This is a genomic window from Methylohalobius crimeensis 10Ki, from assembly GCF_000421465.1.
Classification (GTDB): Bacteria; Pseudomonadota; Gammaproteobacteria; order Methylococcales; family Methylothermaceae; genus Methylohalobius; species Methylohalobius crimeensis.
The window spans coordinates 1,548,013-1,568,502 of record NZ_ATXB01000001.1 but is presented as its reverse complement, the minus strand read 5'-3'; the positions used below and the strand labels follow the sequence as shown (position 1 = coordinate 1,568,502).

The window sequence follows — 20,490 nt, the reverse complement described above, 5'->3', positions numbered from 1 at the left end:
ATGGACGCCATAGACAAAATCAACGATCACCTCAGAAACGTCGGCGAGATCGCTTTTATCCAAATCGGTCTCATCCTGCTTGGCGCATGGTTGCTGATCCTTCTGGCGCAACGCCTCGTCCCCCTGATCGCCGACCGGGTACCCACCTATGCGCGATACGGGTTGCTGGCAATGGTACCAATCTTGCGATTGGTGATCGTCGTCACGGCCTTCATTCTGATTCTTTTTCGCCTGGTTGAACCAACCATTGAAAATCTGTTGTCGGTATTCGTTGCCTTCGCCTTGGCTTTGGGGTTCGCAGTCAAAGACTATATCAGCAGCTTGACCGCCGGCGTGGTCACCCTGGGTGAAACACCGTATCGTCCCGGCGACTGGATCGAAGTGAACGGTGTTTACGGGGAGGTAAAAGAGATCGGAATGCGGACAATCAAAATTCTAACGCCGGACGACACCGCGGTTTTCATTCCGCATCTGATGGCTTGGAACCACTTGATCCATAACGCCAACGACGGCAGCCGATACCTGCAATGCATCGCCGATTTTTACCTTCACCCCGACCACGACGGCACGCGGGTCAGAAATCTACTCCACGATGTGGCGTTGACCAGCGCCTTCCTAAGCTTCGATCGACCGATCTTGGTCATTGCCCACGAAAAGCCTTGGGGTACCCACTACCGCCTCAAAGCCTATCCCATCGACCCGCGACTACAATTTCGCTTCGTCACCGATCTCACCGAGCGCGGCAAAGCGGCTCTGCTCGAGAATGGATCAAGATTCGCCACCTATCCTTTCCGGCTAACCCCCCGACAGCCTTACACCTAATCACCTCACCATCCGCATCCTGTCTTTCCATTTAGTCGAACGAATTGCCTCCCGACGCCTTAATATTATTGCAACATAGGCCAACTATATTGGTCGCGCCACCGATGCTTTCCGGAGGGTCGAAAACACACTTGGTTGGATGGGCCTACACACTGAGTTCAATAAGGAGATACGGATGGAAACTGGAAAGCCCAAGGGATCCATAAAATGACACTGCGCTTACGACTATCCTTGGCGACCTTGATAATGATGGTCGTAATCGCCGGCACGATCGTCAGTGCCGGAGTGTTGTTCGAACACCAGATGATGGAACGTTACTCTGCGGCTTTGGCTAAAGGAAAAAGTCTCCTCTGGCGACGTGCGGCCCAAAGCGTCATGGAATCGCTCAAACAATCGGCCGCGGACTTGCAAAGCAATTACGGTCTGCGGGCCGCACTGCGCGACGGTGATATCGCAACATTGCGAAGTCAGGCGAGAAATACATTGGATCTGTTAGGTTCCGACCGCTTCAGTGGCCTGCAGATCATCGACTCTAACAGCAACGCCACGCTCTTGGCACTTCCCACCCCAACCATAGATCCGAACGGTTTCGAACTTCTAAAACATGTGGAAAGGGAGAACCGTATCACCACCGGCATCGCCGCCGATACCAGAGGACGACCTGTAGCGGTGGCGGTCTTCCCCTTGGGGTTGGGACGCAGGCTCATCGGGTTCGGCATTTTAGCCACTCCTTTGGAGCATGCGCTGCAAGCCTTCGTGGAAGAAGACGAATCCGTTCTCTACGTCGCGGATTCTTCCGGGAGCACTTTCTATGCCACTTCCAACGTCCCCTTGTCCGATATCGACATCGAACTTCCCGCTCTCGGTGAAATCGGTACCGAAATCGTGCAGCAAGAAGCCGCCACTCAAGTGGTGACGACCATCCCCGTGACTGATTATTCCGACCGACCGATCGCCCATCTGGTCAGCGCCACGGATGAAACCGAAACCGTCGGGGAACAACTGAAATTACGATCCATTACCCTGATCCTGGTCGCCGCCGTCGTTCTGGCCGCCGGAGTTTGGTTGCATTGGTATTTACAGTTTTCCCTACGCCCCTTGCAGGCCCTGGCAGGGGAACTGATGGCCGTGGCCGAAGGTGATTTGGAGATCGAAGCAAGCGTCCATCACCGGGGCGAGATTGGCATTCTAGAACGGGCCTTGGTGCAAATGCTTGGTCAACTGCGCACCGTGCTCAATCGGATACAATCCACGTCAAAATCATTGGCCGATCAAACTCAACGGGTCTCTGACATTGCCGAGGAAACCCGCGAACGCACCGGACTACAACAGGAAGAAACCACGCTTTTAGCCCATTCCGTCGAAGGCATGACGGAAGCTTCCGAGGAAATCGCACGTCTGGTGGTTTCCACCAATGAAGCGGCCGCCGAAGCCTATAGCCAAGCGGAAACGGGACGCGGCGTCGTGAAAGAAAGCCAGAGCGCCATCTCTGACTTAGCCGGAGAAATGCAAAAGACATCGGCGGTGATCGATTCGGTCCACCGTGCGAGCGACGATATCGGCGCCGTCCTCGAAGTCATTCACAACATCTCCGAACAGACCAATCTTCTGGCATTAAACGCCGCTATCGAGGCCGCACGGGCCGGTGAGAGAGGACGGGGATTCGCGGTGGTGGCCGAGGAAGTACGGGGACTTGCCGGTCGAACGAAGCTGTCCATCGAAGAAATACAAACGCTCATCGAACGACTACAGAGCGAGAGCCGCGCCTCCGTGGAGGCAATGCAAAACAGCCAAACCCTGGTGCAAGGGAATGTGGAACATGCCACACGAGTCGGTTCAACCTTCGACACCATCGTCGAGGCGATAAACCGCATCCGGGAGATGAGCGAGCAAATCGCCAGTGCTGTCGAGGAGCAATCCCAAACAGCCGGAAGTATCAACTCAGGCCTCAGCCGTATTACCAAAGTTGGCGAAGATACCGTGGTCAGCGCCAACAATACGGCCGATACAAGCCTTGCCCTGGGCCGACTCTCCGAGGAGTTGGAATCCCTGCTCACGAACTTCAAGGCGGGAAGCCCCTAGAGGGCATTCGTAGAGACTGTTTGTAAAGCTTATCTCAAACTGGGGCAGGGTCCCGGAGGCTTGACCTCCGGGACGCCGTGATCCCGTCCCTGGGGGCTCGAATCGCGAACGCCCTCCGGTCAAGCCGCCGGACCCTTCTTCAGATCAGTTCGGATCAACTTTGTAAACAGCCTCTAGGATCGGAGCTGTCTCGAACAGGAAGCTGTCGTTCAAGATGGCTTTACCGCCTTATACAACAAATGCGGCAGGAGCAGTCTGAGCGGCATACGTAGATAGTGAGATCGCACATACAACAGCCACCGGACCATCGCGTCAATCCCGTTAAAACTTTCGGGATCCTCCGGCAACAACGCCCGACCGACGAGAAAGCCCATTCCTTGCACCGACCATGGCTTGACTGCCTGCAAAGACAAATTGGACGGCACGGGAGTCCCCAGAATCCGGCTAGCGTTATGAAGCGCATAGGTTAACGGCTTCTCCAAACCATGAACCTCGGCCCGCCGAATCAGACTTTCCCAGAAATTCCCTTCCCGGGCGCTAAAAAACCGCAGCATTTCATCGATGTCGATAAGATCCCGCAAGCGGTTGTCGAAATCCGAATCGTAAAACAGATGGACCACCGCGTGGAGGATCATATCTTCGGGTGCCAGCACCTTAAACCGGCTAGCCTCGACGTTCCGCGCCGACGCCCACAAAAGTTCGTTATCGGCGTGCAATCTGGCCGTCAGAGGAAGCAAGGCATGGTGGACGTCCACTTCCACCCCGCGCTGCGGATGGCGTAGCGGTGGAATTTCATGCATCCATTCCCGGTAATAGCGCTGGTCATAGTCGTTCAATTTGACGTCTTGCCATCCTTCGTTCAAGAGCAAGTCTTCCAAGATAGACAAGTGCTCCCGGCGGACTAACACATCCAAATCCGCCGGCAGGCGCCCTTTCGCCAGGGGCAAATCCAGAAGTAAATAGGCCCCTCCTTTCAAAGCGATGACTTCGCAATCCACTTGCCGTAGAACGCGTTGCAAGCGGTTCATTTCCCAGCGGATCCGGCGGTTGCGGAAATCGGCGAAGACGCGACCGGCTTGAAAGTGGTTCCAGACTTTGTCCGGCACCGCTTCGCGCAGACCGCAACGTTCGATCCGGTAACTAATAGTAGCGATCAACCTGGCTCGACCGGCAAGCACGAGCAACGCCTCCCAGTCCGGATTGTCAAATTCCCGCACAATCGCCGGCTCCCGCCAAACCTTGGTCAATAGTCGGGGATCGCTCATGGAACCGGGAGGGAGTCGAAAACGTTCATCGCATCCTCCAGGCGTCCATAGGTGAAATTGTAAAGACGACAATTTCCGACCAAACGCCCCACGCGGCGAAAACCTTCCGCGCCCAAGATTTCATAATTGAACGCGTTGGTCGCCAATTTGAGGACCGCATAGGAAGGCACCACCGGTTTGAGCGATGCCGACGCATCTTTACGAAAACGGGGAAACACGATCCAGGCGGGAATCGCCGATTCCGCGATCTTTTCCACGCTGACGGAAGTCGGCTGCAAATGGGCAACGGTTCCCTTGCGGGTTTTCGGAAACAAGGGACCCAGCACCGCGTCCGGAGCGAATGTCCGGATGACCTCGATCGATTGGTTTTTCAGCGGAATCGGGCGCGGGAGGGGATCCAAGGCACCGTCGGCGCGGAGCAAACCGAATTCGTCCGACAACAATCGCCAGCCATTCAACATCAAGGCCGCGCACAAGGTACTTTTGCCGGCTCCGGGCAGAGCCGGCATGACCACCGCGCGACCCTCCCGTTCCAACACCGCTGCATGGAGCATCAAATATTGATGGGCGCGGGTAGCGATACACCAATTCAACCCCCATTCGAAGAGAGGGGGCGCCAAGTTGAGCGGAAAGGGCTCAAACAGCCTGCGTCCGTCGTGCTTGAAATAAACTTGGGGGCGAAAAAAATAGCGAATCGTGCCCGGCCGCCGCAATTGAATTCTAAAATCGGCCAGGGCATCGCCGGCCAATAAGGAAAAATTCGCATACATACGATGCAAAAAAGGGGCAAAACAACCGACGCTCGATCGTATCCGGACACTGAAAGGGCCGCTTTTCAGCACAATCCCTTGCGGGTTGAGCAAACACTGAGCCAGCTCGGGCTGTCCCAAGTCGGCGACTTTCACGCGCTCGGCTCGATCAATCCCAAACGGTCGAACTCTTCCAACAGTTGCTGAATTTGATGCACAAATCCTTCGACATCATCAAATTCGAATTTTTCTGCCAGTGTTTCCATCAATGTTTTCGTCGACTGAGGCGCCCGTTCGAGTTCCTCCAAAGCCGTGGCGGCGGTATCGTTCAAATGATGGGTCTCTCCCGACAGGGTGTTGAAAACAAGCGCATCCTTGGGCCATTTTTCCCAGAGTAATTCCACTTCTCGAGGCACTCGCCAACAGGAGTAGACATCCACAGCCAATCCGATTTACTTTACATATCCGCCCAGGCGGGATCGATCGAGGCCCAACAGGAACCGGTGATGGGCATGGCATCGGCTTCGGGTTGACCGATTCCCACCCGATTCCCCTCCGCATCGAACAGTACCAAAATTTCGCAAGTTCTCTCACTTATTACGTCATAATTATTGTCGCTTTCGTCCTTGGCATTACGCATCTTTCCCGAACCTCCTTGATCTTCAAAAATTCTAGGTTCGATTAAATCATCCGTTTCCTCTATCCACTGGCCTGAAGAATTGCGATCTTCATAAACCCAAAATGAATCGTCACTTCCTTGTTGTTGCAACTGACGGCACTGCACCGACTCTCGAACCCACATATCCGCCTCTTCCTCAGGCCCCAACAAAACATCCGGCGTCGGCTCATTCTGATTCTTTTCGATACATTGATACGCGCTGGCATTGGCCAGTGCCGCTCCGCTCCGCAAGGTCAACACCACCGGCGCGGCCGCCACCGCCGATTTGACCAAACGTCGCCTCGTTCGGGAAACTTCCGGTCCAGATTTATCACGACCGACTTCTCCCACTGATTTGTGTTCGTTTTCATCCATTGTTATTTCCTCATGGACACCTGTAATGAATAAACCACCCTTCACAAACTAAGGCAATTTCCACACCAAACGAATTAATTCTCTTAAATTCAGTTGGTTATATAATCACAGCCCCGGAGATGTAAAATTTTCTGACAACTCAGTGTCCCAGGACACCGCTTTCCCGAAGCAATTGCTTCGCATATTCGATCGGTACCGCATAACTGATCCCACTAGGCTTGGCAAGGAGATTCTCCTTGCTTTCCTTGACGAATACCTTATTGATGATTCCAATCACCTTCCCCGACTTCGGATCATACAAGGGGCTGCCGCTATTGCCGGGATAGGCGGTGGCATCCAATTGAAACACTCGATAGGGTCGGTGGAGACGGCGCAGCAGCTTGGGGTTCAATTGACCGGCGCGGAGAGCGGGAATCGCAATGGGGGTAATGCTGGCAACGATCCCGCGGTGGGTCACCGGATACAGCCCCAATACCATGCCGATGGGATAACCGGTAAAGGCATAGTTCTCTCCCTCCCGCACTGTGTCGGAATCGCCGAGGGATAGGGCGGGCAGAGGATCGCCGGCGATTTTCAGTACCGCTATGTCGTAGGTCTTATCCATGTCCACGACTTTCGCTCCTCGTAATCGATCCTTGCCATGGAATTTGAAAAACACCGCCAAAACCTCGGAATGCTCCCGGTCGACGGTTTCCGGCAAAACATGGGCGTTGGTCAAAACATGACGGCCGTCGCCGACCACGAAGCCAGTGCCACGAAACACCGCCGAAGGCGTTCGGGTACGTTGATAGGTACCGACAGCCAGTATACTCGACTTGATCCGCGCCACCGTCTCGGGCAAAGCCGCGACAGCGCTTCCCATGCCGGCAAGCCAAAAAGCCCCGAGAAGGAATAGCCGTATCCCTCTATAAGTTGCCATTTTCAGACCGACAACAACGAGTGGGCAACTTCGGTGAATTCGTAATAAACTTGGGTCATCAGTTCAAGTATCTGCTGCTCGCTTACGCCCAACAAATCAAGAATATCTTCTTCTGGCAATTCCGCCAAAACGTCTTCCACCGCATCTCCCTCCATCAACACGTCGGTCAACCGATCCGCCAGGTGAATCAAAGCGGCCTCGAAGACATAGTCGGAGGCGGATTCGGGAAAAAGGTGACAACCGATCGCCTCTTGCAGCCACCGAGGCATACGCCACATCCGGGCTAGCTCCGCCCCCACCTCGGCGTAGGTAAACCCGAGCAGGTCCTTTTCCAGCATCGGCACCAAGGCGCGCTTCCCCTGGCTCGCCAGGAGAATCTCCCGGGCCTCGTCCGAACATTTCATATAAATCGCCAAAGAGCCGATGGAACGCAACAGACCGGCCACGAATAGACGCTCCGGGTGCAAAACCTTGGCTTCCCTGGCGAGCAGGCGGGCAACCACCGCGCAATAGACATTCTGCAGCCAGAATTCCTCCATGTCGATCAGTTGAACGGGAATATTCCGGAAAGCACCCACCGCGCAGGTGGCCAATGCCAGATTGTACAGCGGCTCCATACCGACTAGGGACACTGCCCGGGAAACGGTGTCGATGCGCCCCCCAAAGCCATAAATAGGGCTGTTGGCCAGCTTTAACAAGCGGGCGGTCAACGCGGGATCGCGGGAGATGACGGCACCGACGCTGTCGGCTGTGCTGCGAGGATCGCCGATAGATGCTTGCAGTTGGAAAACCACATCGGGCAGGGAAACCAAATCCCGTTCGCTTTCCAAAAGTTGGGCGGGAGAGCTATATTTGCTCATGAGTCACCGTAAAATTTCAGGACCCGGGCAACGTATTGGCGGGTTTCCAGGTAAGGAGGTACTCGGTTGCCGTATTTGTGCACCGCCGCCTCCCCGGCATTATAAGCCGCCACCGCCAGTTTGACATCCTTGAAGTCCGCCAACAAATCGCGCAAATAATGAGCCCCGGCTTCGATGTTTTTGAGGGGGTCGTAACGATCCTGGATACCGTACCGGGCGGCGGTTTCCGGCATCAGTTGCATCAACCCCACCGCTCCCTTGGGAGAGATCGCTTGAGGATTATAGGCCGATTCGGCACGAATCACGGCGTGCAACAACTGTGGGTCGAGGCGGTACTTTTTCGCCACTTTTTCCACCATGGGCGTATATTTGGCTCGCCGCAAAGTCCATTGGCCCCCGGACCGCCTGGGTCCAGGGGTGCGAATGATCAACCGATAGCCGGCGTGCTTGCGTTCATCGGCGTAATACACTTGGCCATTCGCATCCACATATTTGTAAATATCCGCCGCTGCCGGCATGGCAACCAAAACGATTCCCAACCACAAACTCCGATGCCGCGCCATGACCTCTCATTCAATAAGTTCGTTCAGTGACCATTCAAGTCTAGTTCACTCAAGGCATTGCGGAGTGTGACTTTGGTTGCACCTTGGCCGCGCAAGCTCGGGCTCGGACTCGGGCTTCTTCCACGTCTTTCCCTTCGGCCAGCGCCACCCCCATCCGGCGGCGGTGGAACGCGAGCGGCTTGGAAAATAGACGCAACCGGCTTTCGGGAACGGCCAAAGCCGCTTCTATGCCCTCATAAATAAGACCGCTGCCTTCCATTCCGCCATAAATCACCGCGCTCGCCGCAGGACGCAACAGACGGGTATCCACCGGCAAGCCCAGCAAGGCCCGCACATGCAGTTCGAATTCGCTCTGTCCCTGACCGGCCATGGTCACCATGCCGGTGTCATGGGGGCGGGGACTGACTTCGCTGAACCAAACCCGGTCCCCGCGCACAAACAGTTCCACCCCGAACAACCCTCGTCCACCCAAAGACTCCACCACCGCCGCCGCAATGCGCTGGGCTTCGACCAAGGCTTTGGGCGTCATCGCTTGGGGTTGCCAGCTTTCCACGTAATCGCCGTTCTCCTGGCGGTGGCCGACGGGTTGGCAAAAATAAGTTTCGGTTTGTCCTTGAAGATTCAAGGCGCGCACCGTGAGCAAGGTAATCTCGAAATCGAAATCCACTTTCGACTCCACGATCACTCGCTTCCGGTCCACGCGGCCGCCGGCACGCGCTTTCTCCCACGCCGCAGCCAGTTCCTCCCGCCCATGGACTTGGGATTGCCCCTTTCCCGAGGAGGACATGGTGGGTTTGACGAAACAGGGATAACCCACTTTCTCGGCCGTCTCGATCAACGCTTCCAGGGAGCCGGCAAACCCATAGCCGGAAGTGGGCAATCCCAACGTTTCGGCCGCCAAGCGCCGGATCCCTTCCCGGTCCATGGTCAGCTGCACCGCTTGGGCGGAGGGAACCACCTGTGCCAGACCGTCTCTTTCGATTTCCAGTAAAGTGTCGGTGGCCAAAGCCTCGATTTCCGGCACGATCCAATCCGGTTGTTCCCGCTCCACCAGCGCTCGAAGCTGAACCCCGTCGGTCATGTCGATCACATGCCGAACTTGTGCGACGTGGTGGGCCGGGGCGTTTTCGTACCGATCCACCGCAATCACTTCGATCCCGTAGCGCTGCAGGCAGATCGCCACCTCCTTGCCCAATTCTCCTGCCCCCAGCAACATCACCTTGGTGGCGCTGGCCGTCAGAGCGGTTCCGATTTGCATAAACGACTCCTTTACTTTGAGTTGCCATTGACTGAAACACTACTATACGAAGTAGATCAGGTCGCTTCCAAAGCATCCCTAAAGAAATGGTAGGCGATCACAAGGATCGCCCCTACAACCGTCATGTCAATAAAATCCACGGTATCAGGGATCAACACCCCAAGAACAACGAGAGGCTTGCCGGACCGTTGGCGCCCCGGACTGGCACCATCGAGCCCCCAGGGAAGGGTCTACGGCGTGTCCGGCAAGCCGCCGCTACCCGGCGCGCCCCTCTAAGCCGCCCGATATTGCTCCCACGCCTTGGCCAGGCGTTTTTCCGAAATCGGATAGGCGGTCTTGATCTGCTGGGCGAACAAGGACACCCGAAATTCCTCCAGGCTCCAACGAAACGGATCGCTATCGGGAGATGGGATATCCCCGGTTTCGACTTGTTTCCAATAAGGCTCCCAGAAATCCCTGAGCCGAGCCAGCCGGGCTTCGTCCTTGGCCAATTCAAACGCCGCCTTGTCCAATCGGTATTGCAAGGCCTTGAGATAGCGGGGAAATTCACGCAAGTAGGACCAGGACACATGGCCCACGAACCCCCGGTAACAGAGCAAATTCAACTGAGCGTCCATATCGATGCCGCTGGGGGATCGGTCCAGATGCTTCATCCCGCTGCGACGCTTCCGGCATTCCTGGACCAATTGCAGGATTTCCCGAATCCTGTCGCCCATTTCCTGCGCGCGCCGAAGCAATGAATTGCGGTGGGTTTCCAAGCAGGTCTCGAACGCCTCGCGGGTGCGGATTTCATCCGCGCCTTCTTTCAGAAAAACCTCCTCCACCAGCCGATCGGCCACATCATCCACAAGCTGCCGCCCGGTTTCATCTTGATACAACCACAAATGTCGCGGCAGACGAGCATAAACCAATTCGTCGGCGGTACTGAAGGGCAACTGCTTCTTGAGATACTTGATATCCTTGGCCAGAACCAATTGAATCAGGCGATTGAGGCCGCGGCGATGGGCGGCGCGGGCCTCCTCGGTGGTGGCGAACAATTGGACCCCGCAGCTTTGGCCCTCGTCCACCAAGGCCGGAAATCCCACCACCACCTGGCCTTTTTGACGCATCTTGCAAGACCGCGGCAATTCGTCGAATTCCCAGCGGCGCAGGCCCGAGCGGGTCAGCTCGGGGCGATCCTCCACCGACCGTTCGAATCCCTGTCGGGCCGAAATCGCCAATTTCGCTTTGAGTCTCTCCAAATCCCGCCCCTGGGCGACCAGACGGCGGCGATCGTCGATTACCTGAAAGTTCATTTTCAGATGGTCGGGCAAATCCACCGCCTGGAGCTGGTCGGAGCTCACCTCTAATCCCGAAACCCGAAGCACCGCCCGCGCCAATGCCGGCCAAAACGGACCCTGGGCGAAATCCAATTCGGTCAAAGCGCGGCCGGCGGTGTCGGGAATCGGTACCAAGTGGCGCCGCACGCTTCGCGGCAAACCCTTGAGAATAAAGATGAGTTTTTCTTCGAGAAAGCCCGGCACCAGCCAATCGAAGGCGGCCTGATCCAATTGGGGCAGCACCGCCAGGGGCACCTGCAGGGAAACCCCGTCGGCCTCGTTTCCCGGCTGGAATTGATAACGCAGCGCCAGCTCCATTCCCTCCACTTCCCAGGAATCGGGAAAATCGGCGACTTTCATCCCCTGCAAGTTTCGGGCGATCATTTCCCGCGTCAGCTTGAGGGCGTCGGGCTGCCGCCGGACGATCTGCCGGTACCAGCGCTCGAAGTCGTCGGCATTGCAAATAGCTTCCGGCACGCGTTTATCGTAAAAATCGAACAACCAAGCCTCGTCCACCATCAGGTCCAGGCGCCGGGCTTTTTGCTGCAATACCCCGAATTCCTCGAGCAGTGCCTGATTATGGCGGAAAAACGCCAGCTTGCAGTCGTAATCCTGTCCCGCCAGAGCGGAGCGGATAAAGATTTCCCGCGACTGGGTGGGATTGATCCGCTCGTAGGCAACCTTGCGCCTTTCCACCAAGGTCAGACCGAACAAGGTCACCCGTTCGAACGCGGCCACCCGTCGGCCCTTGCGTTCCCAATGAGGATCGTAGTGATGGCGTTTGACCAGATGGTCCGCGCATTGCTCGATCCACTGGGGTTCCACGTGGGCGTTGATGCGCGCGTAAACCTTGCTGGTTTCCACCTGTTCGGCGCTGATCAACCACTTGGGGCGGGTTTTGAACAAGCCGGAACCGGGAAAAATGAAAAATTTGAGGCCGCGGGCCCCCTCGTATTCGAATTTATCCTTGCGAAACCCCACCTGCGACAGCAGACCGCTCAATATCGCCCGGTGAATCTCCGCATAGTCTGCCGGTTGCTGATTGGGGCGCCAGCCCAATTCCCCCTTGATCACCTCCATGAGCTGGGCGTGGATATCCTGCCACTCGCGCATCCGGAGATAAGAAAGGAAATGCGCCTTGCAGTATTTGCGCAACTGGGTCTTGGACAGATGTTTCTGCTGCTCGGTATACAACTGCCAAAGTTTGAGAAAACTGAGAAAATCGGATTTTTCATCGCGCCACAGGGCGTGTTTGGCATCGGCGGCATCGGCCTGATCGGCGGGCCGTTCCCGGGGATCCTGAACACTCAAACCGGCGGCGATCACCGCCATCTCGGTAAGGCAATTTCCGCCTTTGGCCGCCGCAACCATTCTGCCCAGGCGGGGGTCGATGGGGAATTTGATCAATTGGCGGCCGATCTCGGTCAAGCGGCCCGCCGCGTCCAAAGCTTGCAGCTCCTGGAGCAATTTGACGCCGGCGCGGACCTGCTTACTGTCCGGCATGTCGACGAAGGGAAAACGCTCGATATCGCCGAGCCGCAGGGCCTTCATTTGGAGAATCACCGCAGCCAGATTGGTGCGCCGGATCTCCGGGTCGGTGAAGGTCGGGCGGGCGCTGAGATCCTCTTCCGCATAAAGTCGGATGCAAACCCCGGGCGCGACCCGGCCGCAACGTCCGGCGCGCTGCTTGGCCGAGGCCTGGGAAATGGGTTCGATCGGTAAGCGCTGCAACTTGCTGCGCGGACTAAAGCGGCTGATACGGGCGATCCCCGTATCGATCACCGCCCGGATGCCGGGGACGGTGAGCGAGGTCTCGGCCACGTTGGTGGCCAGGATGATCCGCGGACGGCCTCCTATCTGAAACGCCTTCTGCTGCTCGCGGGCGCTCAGGCGGGCATAGAGGGGCAAGACCTCATAGCGCTCCGGATGATGTTTGCGCAGCGCTTCGGTGGTGTCGCGAATATCTCGTTCGCCGCTGAGGAACACCAAGATATCGGAAAGCCTCTCGCGCGCCAGTTCGTCCACCCTCTCCAGAATCGCCTGGATCATGTCCTGGTCGGCGTTTTCTCCTTCTCCCGGCGGGCGGTAACGCAACTCAACCGGGAAGCTTCGCCCCGATACTTCCACGATGGGCGCACCGCCGAAATGCTCGGAAAAGCGCTTGGGGTCGATGGTGGCGGAGGTGATGATGAGCTTCAAATCGGGGCGCCTGGGAAGCAGCCACTTGAGATAGCCCAACAGAAAATCGATGTTGAGGCTGCGTTCGTGAGCCTCGTCGATGATGAGGGTGTCGTATTGGGTCAGGTAACGGTCCGCCTGGGTTTCGGCCAGAAGAATACCGTCGGTCATCAGCTTGATCGCGCTTTGGGGCCGGGTCTGGTCCTGGAAGCGGATTTTATAACCCACCAGATCGCCCAGGGGCTGCCCCAGTTCCTCGGCGATCCGGGCGGCGACGCTGCGGGCGGCGATCCGCCGCGGCTGGGTGTGACCGATCATTCCCCGAGTGCCGCGCCCGGACTCCAAACAGATTTTGGGCAACTGGGTGGTCTTTCCCGAACCGGTCTCGCCGCAGACCACGACCACCTGATGGTCGCGCAAGGCCCGGGCGATTTCGTCCTTTTTCTCGGCCACCGGCAAGGTTGGATAGGCAAGGGCGGGAATTTTGGCCTTCCGGGCCTCCACCTGGGACACCGAACGTTCGACGGCGACCGCCAGCTTTTCCAGGGATGCTTTTTCGGGCCGGTCGCCCAGACGCGCCAGGCGTTTGGCCAAACCGTAACGGTCTCGACTCAGACAATGATCCAGTTGGATTTTCAATCGCTCTATTTGGGTTCGCATTCCTACAGATGAATTTGAATATTCAAAAAAATAACGCGGGAATATCGGTCGCCTAATTCCGCACTATGCTATGCTTCACGCACAAAAAGAACAAAATATTCCAAGAGAGCGCGGAAATTTTAGCATGGGCGTCTCATTGGCAAATTTGAATCGCTGGCCGGTCTTGTTCGCCCTTTACCTGGGCGGTTTCCTGTCCGTCTCTTCGGCAACCGCCCTGGAACGACGCACCGCCTTGGTGCTGGGTAACGGCGACTACCGCATCGCTCCCCTCGACAATCCGGTTAACGACGCCCGGGATATGGCCGCCACTCTCGAACGTTTGGGCTTTGAAGTCGATCTTCGACTCAATCTGGACCGCAAGGGCATACGCGCAGCCATGCGGGAGTTCGGAGAAAAACTGGCGCAGGGCGGCGTGGGCCTATTCTATTACGCCGGTCACGGCGTTCAAATCGCCGGACGCAATTATCTGGTCCCCTTGGGGACGGAAATCCACGCCGCCGACGAAGTGATCGACGAGGCCGTCGACGCCGGCCTGGTCATGCGCAAGATGGAATCGGCCGGCAACCCGGTGAACATTGTTATCTTGGACGCCTGCCGCGACAATCCGTTCGTGCGAAGTTACCGCTCCTTGGAGCGGGGGCTGGCGAAAATGGAGGGGCCGCTGGGTTCGCTGATCGCCTACGCCACCGCCCCCGGCGACACCGCCCTGGACGGCGAAGGCCGCAACGGCGTGTATACCCAACACTTGCTGGAAGCGATGACCCGTCCCGGCCTCACCTTGGAGCAAGTCTTCAAGCGGGTACGCAACGGGGTTCGCCGACAAACCGACGGGCGCCAAATCCCGTGGGAAGAGTCGTCCCTCACCGGCGATTTCTATTTTATCCCACCCGACGGGAAAACCTCGCCCGATTCGCCTCCCCCCTCGCCTACCGGACTCGTGCCGGCCGTTTCCGGTCGCCTCGATGCTCTCCCGCCTTCCCACGAACCTTCGTCGGGACGCTCCTCGAACAATTCGTCCGCTGCAAAATGCCCGCTTGACGGTAGCGGGCTGTTGCTGGTGGAAGGCCATGCCAGCGGCGGCGAACAGGACCGTCGCAAGGCTTTCGTCAATCCGCCTCAATTGACTTCAACCTTACGGGCGGTGTTCGCCGAACTGGGACTTTCTCTTGCGGATCCCGGGCCGGAACGCGGCGCAAAGATTTTGCGGCATTTGCAAAACCGGCGCGAACAATTGATGCGGGTCGCCCGGGAGGAGGAGATCGGCTATCTGGTATTGATCCGGCTCGCCGCGCGTCAGATGCCCATCGAGATCATCGCCACGCGCATGCAAAAAATCGATATCTCCGCAACCTTGGAAATGGTCGATATGGGCAGTAAACGCGGCAGCCTGGCCATCCGCCATCAAGGCTTTATCCTGCCCGGTCTTTCCTTTCAGCAGGTGATGCACGAAACCTTCCCGCGCAAGCTGCGCCCGGTGGCGCAGGAACTGATCGGGGCCGCTTCCACCGCCTGTGTCGATCAACGCTGATCCCAGAATTTTCGAGACAGACTGAAGACGATTTCCCGCACCCCGCGGTTGATTTCCTCCAAGCGATAAGGAATGGTGCGGGACTCGGCGCTCAACACGTAAGCGCTTTCGATGTCGATGATGCGGGCGTTCATTTGCAATTGCCCCGCCAACAAGGCGACGCTCCCGGTGATGATGGCGTCGGCATTCAGCATCTTCCCGATCTCCACCGCGTGGGTGGTGTCGATGAATCCCGTCTGACTGAGCTCTATCTCCTTCACCACCTTATTCAATTGGTCCCGTTCGATGATTTTGAATGCGCGGGAATTGACCAAAGCAGTGGTGAAGGACTCGGACACCAAGTCCCCTAGCTTGAGTTCCTGAGCTTCCCGGTTCAGGGTCTTGAATTGGATGACGGCAATGGTGGCCTTGGGTTTGGAAACCGGCGGCGACTGCGATTCGCCGGCACTTCGATTTTCGGATCCGGGCGGGGACGATTGCCGTTCGACCAATTTGGCGTAAATCCAGGCTGGGTCACCCGATGCTTCGACCAGCAACCATTTACCATCCCGGCCCCGGACTGCAAGCTCATCCCCCGCTTTCAAGAAACCCACTTTGGCGCAATGAATGCCGGGACCGCTCCTGAGGTTCGCCCCCTTGACCTTGATCACTCCGCGCCCGGCAAGGCTTTCGGGATGGGGGGCGGGACAGGGAGATGCGGACGGCTTGGGGCGTGGGGAGGACCGAGCATTTGACGAAACAGTGTAACGGCTTTTTTTGACTTCGGTTAAAATGGCGCTTTCCAGAGCGGCCACCCACTGGTTGTAAACCTTATGAATGGTCGGCCGCTTCCGTTCCGAGACACCGGGCAAATCGGACAACCCCATGGTTGCATCCGCCGCGCCGGCTTCGGCCGGGCGATACTTGAGATTCAAGCTATGATCGTAGCGGATACTAAAAGTGGTTGGGGTGTAGTCGATCTCCACGACCGCCACATGCTTGTTTTTGGGAGTGCGGAACTCTCCCATCATCCGCCCTTGACGCACTTTTCGGATGCGCCAACCGCTGCGCCGCCCGGCTTGAATGATCGCCTTCTCCAACGACCGCGAAGCAATCGATTCGACTCCGAATGGAGATTCGCTCACTTCATAGACGGGCGCGGTATTGCATCCGCCGAGCAACAAAAATAAGCCAATTAGAACAGTGGGAAAAAACAAGGAATTCATCGCCGGCCTTTTAGGGTTGTCTTTTTTTAATAGTAACTAATTTCAATAGTAACCAAGCCGGTGAATTTTTCCAGGCGGGGAGGGTCAAGAAAGCATTGGGCGGTGGGTTTTTTATTTCCCCGAGATCCGGTTTAATAGCTTATTTTACATGGAGGACTTTTCAACATGGCCCTGGAAATCGAGCGCAAATTCCTGATTCGAAACGATTCCTGGCAGGCTGACGTGAGCCGATCGATGTCGATTCGCCAAGGGTATCTGAATCAAGAAGCCAAGGCGTGTTCGGTTCGAGTCCGTTCCGCGGACGGACAGGGCTGGTTGAACGTCAAGAGCGTCACCATCGGCGCCCGGCGTCACGAATACGAGTACGAGATCCCCTATCGAGACGCCGAGGAAATGCTGGATACCTTATGCCGCAAACCGCTGATCGAAAAAGTGCGCCACTTCGTTCCCGCCGGTGATCACCTTTGGGAAATCGACGTCTTCGAAGGCGACAACGCGGGACTGATCGTCGCCGAGATCGAACTGACCCACCCCGATGACGCGTTTTCCAAACCCCAATGGGTAGGACAGGAGGTAACCGATGATCCCCGTTATTACAATACCCAACTCGCGCAAAATCCCTTCAAAGCCTGGTAAACAACACTTTTAGAAATCGATCCAACTAGAGATGCAAACCATACTGATCGTCGTCCTCATCGCGAGCGGCCTTTTAGGCGTCACCCTTATGGTGGGCAGCCGCCTCCCCAAAACCCATGTAGCGGCCAGCCGCATTCGCCTCAAAGCCAAGCCGGAAGAGGTCTGGCATATTCTCACCGATTTCCGTTCCTACCCCAGTTGGCGAATGGGCTTGAAGCGGGTGGAAGTGGGCTCCACCCCGGACAACCGCCCCATGTGGACCGAGATCTGCGCCGAAGCCAGCAAAATCCCGTTTCAGGTGGTGGAAGCCGAGCCGCCGGTCTGGCTGGTGACCCAAATGGCCAATGAATCGCTTCCCCTGCGCGGTCGGTGGAGTTATCGGCTGGAGGAGGACAGCGGAGAGACGATCCTCACCGTTACCGAGGTCGACCGCATCCATTCCCCCCTCTTCCGGTTTTGCGTCCGCTATTTGCTTTCCTACTACAGCGCCATGGACGTGTTTTTGGCTGAACTGGCGCTCAAGCTGGGGCAACCCCCCGCGATCGAACATCTGCAGCTCAAATCCGAATCATAAAAACAGGCCGAACAAAGCGGCGGCCCCATGGGGCCGCCCTGCCCTCCATCAAAGTTCGTCCGGCAAATAGCTGAGCCAATCCCGCGAATCGTCTCCATACACCAGAAAATAGGGGTTGAGCACCGAATCCTTGGTGTTGTAACGCAGCGGTTTTCCCGACACGTCGATCACTTGCCCGCCGGCTTCCACCACCACGCAATGGGCGGCCGCGGTATCCCATTCGGAAGTGGGGCCCAGGCGGGGATAGAGGTCGGCCCGCCCCTCGGCAACCAAACAAAGCTTGAGGGAACTGCCGATGGAAATCAATCGATACGCACCGTTCAACTTATCCAGGTAAACCTGAAAAGCCGGCGACCGATGAGAACGACTGCCCACGACGACCAATTCCTCCGACGCGGGTTTACGTACCCTAATCGCTTCCGGCGTCCGGTCTTCCTCCTGCCTGAAGGCACCCAACCCCGCCGCGGCGTAATAAGTGGTCTTTTGAACCGGTACATGGACAACCCCCAGCACCGGTTCATGACCGTGAATCAACGCCACGTTGACGGTGAATTCGCCGTTCCGGTTGACGAATTCCTTGGTGCCGTCGAGCGGATCCACCAGCCAATATGTCGGCCATTGCTTCCGTTCTTGATAGGACAGAGCGCTGTCCTCTTCCGACAGGACGGGAAATCCCCCGGGCAATCCCGGCAACACATCCCCCAGATAACGATGGGCGGCGGTATCCGCCGCGGTCAAGGGGGAACTGTCGCTCTTGTGTCCCACCTGGAAATCGGAGGCATATATTTTGAGGATTTTTTGACCCGCCCGGCGGGTGGCGACGATGACCGCTTCTTGCAAATCGGCCAAATCGAGTTGAGACATGTGATGACTCCTCAATATCCAAAGATACAATCAACAAAGCAGATTTATTATAATTGGTTAAGCCGTCATTCCCCCAACCGATCATTCGCCACAAAAAACTTGAAATTCAGGATCGATTAAGCTGAAATGTCCCACAGACTGAAGCCTGCTTCTTCATTTCTTCTTCATGCTTTCGCAACAAACTTTTGGAGACGCGCGTGAGTGACGTAATCGTGCATGTAACCGACGACAATTTCGATCAGGAAGTGGTACAATCCGATCGGCCGGTACTGGTGGATTTCTGGGCGGAATGGTGCGGCCCGTGCAAAATGATCGCTCCCGTCCTGGATCAAATCGCCGAAGATTATCGGGAGCGCCTGAAAATCGCCAAACTGAATATCGATGAAAATCCGAAAACGCCGCAGAATTTCGGCGTTCGTGGCATTCCCACGCTGATGCTTTTCAAGGACGGCGAAGTGGAAGCCACCAAGGTCGGCGCGTTGAGCAAATCCCAGCTAGAGGCTTTTCTGGAACAAAACCTGTAACGACATTCTAGCCCGACCCGTCTTACCCATTGAATAGGAAGAAAAGGACGGGCCATTCATAAAACACCTCACCACCCCTTCCCCGGATCGTCCACCCTCCAGGGCGATCCGGACTAGAATATTCTGAAACAAAGCTAATCTCATCATACATGAACCTAACCGAACTGAAAGGCAAGTCTGCCACGGAACTTTTGGAAATCGCGGAATCGCTAGGGATCGAAGGCGTCTCCCGAAGCCGTAAACAGGACCTGATTTTCGCTATTCTCAAAAAGTCTGCGAAAAACGGCGGAGATATTTACGGTGACGGCGTCTTGGAAATTCTCCAGGACGGCTTCGGCTTTCTTCGCTCGGCCGATTGCTCCTATTTGGCCGGCCCCGATGACATCTACGTCTCTCCCAGCCAAATCCGACGCTTCAGCCTGCGTACCGGGGACACCATCTCCGGTAAGATCCGACCGCCCAAGGAAGGAGAACGGTATTTTGCGATGCTCAAGGTGGAGAAGATCAACTTCGAGCCGCCCGAGGTCGCCAAGCACAAAGTCGACTTTTCCAACCTGACCCCGCTTTTCCCGCAAAAACGCTTCGTCCTGGAGCTGGGCAACGGCAGCACCGAAGACCTGACCGCACGCGTGATCGACCTGGTGGCCCCGGTGGGCAAAGGGCAACGCGGGCTGATCGTGTCGCCGCCGAAAGCGGGCAAGACCATGATCCTGCAAAACATTGCCCACTCCATTGCCATTCAGAACCCGGAGTGTTACCTGATCGTCCTGCTCATCGACGAACGCCCCGAGGAAGTCACGGAAATGGAGCGCAGCGTTCGCGGAGAAGTCATATCCAGCACTTTCGACGAGCCGCCCACCCGTCACGTGCAAGTCTCCGAAATGGTGATCGAGAAAGCCAAGCGCCTGGTGGAGCACAAACGCGATGTGGTCATATTGCTCGACTCCATCACCCGGCTCGCGCGCGCCTACAACACCGTGGTTCCGTCCTCCGGCAAGCTCCTGACCGGTGGCGTGGACGCCAACGCCCTGGAAAAACCCAAACGCTTCTTTGGCGCCGCGCGCAATATCGAGGAAGGAGGCAGCCTGACCATCATCGCGACGGCTTTGGTGGAAACCGGATCACGCATGGACGACGTGATTTTCGAGGAATTCAAGGGCACCGGCAACATGGAACTGCATTTGGAGCGAAAAATCGCGGAAAAGCGAATCTATCCGGCGATCAACATCAATCGCTCCGGTACTCGCCGCGAGGAATACGTGGTCCCGCCCGACGAACTTCAGAAGGCTTGGATCCTGCGCAAAATTCTTCATCCCATGGATGAAATAGCGGCCATCGAATTCCTGCTGGACAAATTGCGCCAAACCAAGACCAATTCGGAATTCTTCGAATCCATGAAACGGGCTTGATCGGCGGCAGTTTGCCGCTGGATGCGCCAAGGAACAAAGCCC

Annotated in this window: 18 protein-coding genes; 7 read left to right on the top strand and 11 right to left on the bottom strand. The window is 56.8% G+C overall.

The window, feature by feature from the left end; all coding sequences use genetic code 11:
- Positions 1–822: a mechanosensitive ion channel family protein gene (locus tag H035_RS0107830; RefSeq protein ID WP_022948437.1), complete on the top strand. Its 822-nt coding sequence runs from the start codon at positions 1–3 to the stop codon at positions 820–822.
- A 207-nt stretch (positions 823–1,029) separates the two neighbouring features.
- A complete protein-coding gene (locus tag H035_RS20765) occupies positions 1,030–2,904 on the top strand; it encodes a methyl-accepting chemotaxis protein (protein WP_084684858.1) in 1,875 nt (624 codons plus the stop codon).
- Between the two features lie 209 nt (positions 2,905–3,113).
- On the opposite strand, the gene H035_RS0107820 is transcribed toward H035_RS20765, so the two are convergent.
- The 9 genes from H035_RS0107820 to hrpA all read right to left on the bottom strand — a co-directional run bounded on the left by H035_RS0107820 (position 3,114) and on the right by hrpA (position 13,708).
- Complete coding sequence (locus tag H035_RS0107820) at positions 3,114–4,169, bottom strand: nucleotidyltransferase domain-containing protein (protein ID WP_022948435.1); 1,056 nt, start codon at positions 4,167–4,169, stop codon at positions 3,114–3,116.
- Positions 4,166–5,074, bottom strand: coding sequence for an HprK-related kinase A (locus H035_RS0107815; protein ID WP_022948434.1), 909 nt, complete (start codon positions 5,072–5,074; stop codon positions 4,166–4,168). The genes H035_RS0107820 and H035_RS0107815 overlap by 4 nt, the downstream gene beginning before the upstream one ends.
- Complete coding sequence (locus H035_RS0107810; RefSeq protein ID WP_161624011.1) at positions 5,071–5,358, bottom strand: HPr-rel-A system PqqD family peptide chaperone; 288 nt, start codon at positions 5,356–5,358, stop codon at positions 5,071–5,073. The genes H035_RS0107815 and H035_RS0107810 overlap by 4 nt, the downstream gene beginning before the upstream one ends.
- A gap of 17 nt (positions 5,359–5,375) precedes the next feature.
- The gene (locus H035_RS0107805) at positions 5,376–5,951 is read right to left on the bottom strand and encodes a hypothetical protein (protein ID WP_022948432.1); all 576 of its coding nucleotides are present in this window, start codon (positions 5,949–5,951) and stop codon (positions 5,376–5,378) included.
- Between the two features lie 139 nt (positions 5,952–6,090).
- Complete coding sequence (locus tag H035_RS0107800) at positions 6,091–6,813, bottom strand: S1C family serine protease (protein ID WP_022948431.1); 723 nt, start codon at positions 6,811–6,813, stop codon at positions 6,091–6,093.
- A gap of 59 nt (positions 6,814–6,872) precedes the next feature.
- Positions 6,873–7,730, bottom strand: coding sequence for an HDOD domain-containing protein (locus H035_RS18750; RefSeq protein ID WP_022948430.1), 858 nt, complete (start codon positions 7,728–7,730; stop codon positions 6,873–6,875).
- On the bottom strand, positions 7,727–8,293 hold the full coding sequence (locus tag H035_RS0107790) for a transglycosylase SLT domain-containing protein (protein WP_022948429.1): 567 nt from the start codon (positions 8,291–8,293) through the stop codon (positions 7,727–7,729). Before H035_RS0107790 ends, H035_RS18750 begins: the two co-directional genes overlap by 4 nt.
- Before the next feature lie 49 nt (positions 8,294–8,342).
- Positions 8,343–9,551 carry a formate-dependent phosphoribosylglycinamide formyltransferase gene (gene purT, locus H035_RS0107785; RefSeq protein WP_022948428.1) on the bottom strand — a complete coding sequence of 403 codons (1,209 nt, stop codon included), beginning with the start codon at positions 9,549–9,551 and terminating at the stop codon, positions 8,343–8,345.
- Positions 9,552–9,823: 272 nt separating this feature from the next.
- Positions 9,824–13,708, bottom strand: a complete 3,885-nt coding sequence (gene hrpA, locus H035_RS0107780) for an ATP-dependent RNA helicase HrpA (protein ID WP_022948427.1) — start codon at positions 13,706–13,708, stop codon at positions 9,824–9,826.
- Between the two features lie 124 nt (positions 13,709–13,832).
- Here hrpA and H035_RS20760 point away from each other — a divergent pair, with 124 nt between their 5' ends.
- A complete protein-coding gene (locus H035_RS20760) occupies positions 13,833–15,236 on the top strand; it encodes a caspase family protein (protein ID WP_022948426.1) in 1,404 nt (467 codons plus the stop codon).
- On the opposite strand, the gene H035_RS0107770 is transcribed toward H035_RS20760, so the two are convergent.
- Positions 15,227–16,441, bottom strand: a complete 1,215-nt coding sequence (locus tag H035_RS0107770; protein WP_022948425.1) for a FlgO family outer membrane protein — start codon at positions 16,439–16,441, stop codon at positions 15,227–15,229. The genes H035_RS20760 and H035_RS0107770 overlap by 10 nt on opposite strands.
- Positions 16,442–16,606: 165 nt before the next feature.
- On the opposite strand from H035_RS0107770, the gene H035_RS0107765 reads away from it, so the two are divergent.
- Together H035_RS0107765 and H035_RS0107760 are read left to right on the top strand one after the other, a co-directional pair.
- Positions 16,607–17,077 carry a CYTH domain-containing protein gene (locus tag H035_RS0107765; protein ID WP_022948424.1) on the top strand — a complete coding sequence of 157 codons (471 nt, stop codon included), beginning with the start codon at positions 16,607–16,609 and terminating at the stop codon, positions 17,075–17,077.
- A gap of 31 nt (positions 17,078–17,108) precedes the next feature.
- Positions 17,109–17,651, top strand: coding sequence for an SRPBCC family protein (locus tag H035_RS0107760; RefSeq protein WP_022948423.1), 543 nt, complete (start codon positions 17,109–17,111; stop codon positions 17,649–17,651).
- A gap of 48 nt (positions 17,652–17,699) precedes the next feature.
- Here the strand turns inward: H035_RS0107760 and cysQ are convergent, their stop codons facing one another.
- The gene (gene cysQ, locus H035_RS0107755; protein WP_022948422.1) at positions 17,700–18,515 is read right to left on the bottom strand and encodes a 3'(2'),5'-bisphosphate nucleotidase CysQ; all 816 of its coding nucleotides are present in this window, start codon (positions 18,513–18,515) and stop codon (positions 17,700–17,702) included.
- 197 nt (positions 18,516–18,712) lie between these two features.
- On the opposite strand from cysQ, the gene trxA reads away from it, so the two are divergent.
- Together trxA and rho are read left to right on the top strand one after the other, a co-directional pair.
- On the top strand, positions 18,713–19,039 hold the full coding sequence (gene trxA, locus H035_RS0107750) for a thioredoxin TrxA (protein WP_026596388.1): 327 nt from the start codon (positions 18,713–18,715) through the stop codon (positions 19,037–19,039).
- Between the two features lie 149 nt (positions 19,040–19,188).
- On the top strand, positions 19,189–20,448 hold the full coding sequence (gene rho, locus H035_RS0107745; RefSeq protein ID WP_022948420.1) for a transcription termination factor Rho: 1,260 nt from the start codon (positions 19,189–19,191) through the stop codon (positions 20,446–20,448).
- Positions 20,449–20,490 lie beyond the last annotated feature (42 nt).

Bases quoted from the DNA above. Each gene is read 5' to 3' on its own strand.
- H035_RS0107830 (WP_022948437.1), top strand. From the start codon at position 1: ATGGACGCCATAGACAAAATCAACGATCACCTCAGAAACGTCGGCGAG.
- H035_RS20765 (WP_084684858.1), top strand. From the start codon at position 1,030: ATGACACTGCGCTTACGACTATCCTTGGCGACCTTGATAATGATGGTC.
- H035_RS0107820 (WP_022948435.1), bottom strand. From the start codon at position 4,169: ATGAGCGATCCCCGACTATTGACCAAGGTTTGGCGGGAGCCGGCGATT.
- H035_RS0107805 (WP_022948432.1), bottom strand. From the start codon at position 5,951: ATGGATGAAAACGAACACAAATCAGTGGGAGAAGTCGGTCGTGATAAA.
- H035_RS0107800 (WP_022948431.1), bottom strand. From the start codon at position 6,813: ATGGGAAGCGCTGTCGCGGCTTTGCCCGAGACGGTGGCGCGGATCAAG.
- H035_RS18750 (WP_022948430.1), bottom strand. From the start codon at position 7,730: ATGAGCAAATATAGCTCTCCCGCCCAACTTTTGGAAAGCGAACGGGAT.
- H035_RS0107790 (WP_022948429.1), bottom strand. From the start codon at position 8,293: ATGGCGCGGCATCGGAGTTTGTGGTTGGGAATCGTTTTGGTTGCCATG.
- purT (WP_022948428.1), bottom strand. From the start codon at position 9,551: ATGCAAATCGGAACCGCTCTGACGGCCAGCGCCACCAAGGTGATGTTG.
- hrpA (WP_022948427.1), bottom strand. From the start codon at position 13,708: ATGCGAACCCAAATAGAGCGATTGAAAATCCAACTGGATCATTGTCTG.
- H035_RS20760 (WP_022948426.1), top strand. From the start codon at position 13,833: ATGGGCGTCTCATTGGCAAATTTGAATCGCTGGCCGGTCTTGTTCGCC.
- H035_RS0107770 (WP_022948425.1), bottom strand. From the start codon at position 16,441: ATGAATTCCTTGTTTTTTCCCACTGTTCTAATTGGCTTATTTTTGTTG.
- H035_RS0107765 (WP_022948424.1), top strand. From the start codon at position 16,607: ATGGCCCTGGAAATCGAGCGCAAATTCCTGATTCGAAACGATTCCTGG.
- H035_RS0107760 (WP_022948423.1), top strand. From the start codon at position 17,109: ATGCAAACCATACTGATCGTCGTCCTCATCGCGAGCGGCCTTTTAGGC.
- cysQ (WP_022948422.1), bottom strand. From the start codon at position 18,515: ATGTCTCAACTCGATTTGGCCGATTTGCAAGAAGCGGTCATCGTCGCC.
- rho (WP_022948420.1), top strand. From the start codon at position 19,189: ATGAACCTAACCGAACTGAAAGGCAAGTCTGCCACGGAACTTTTGGAA.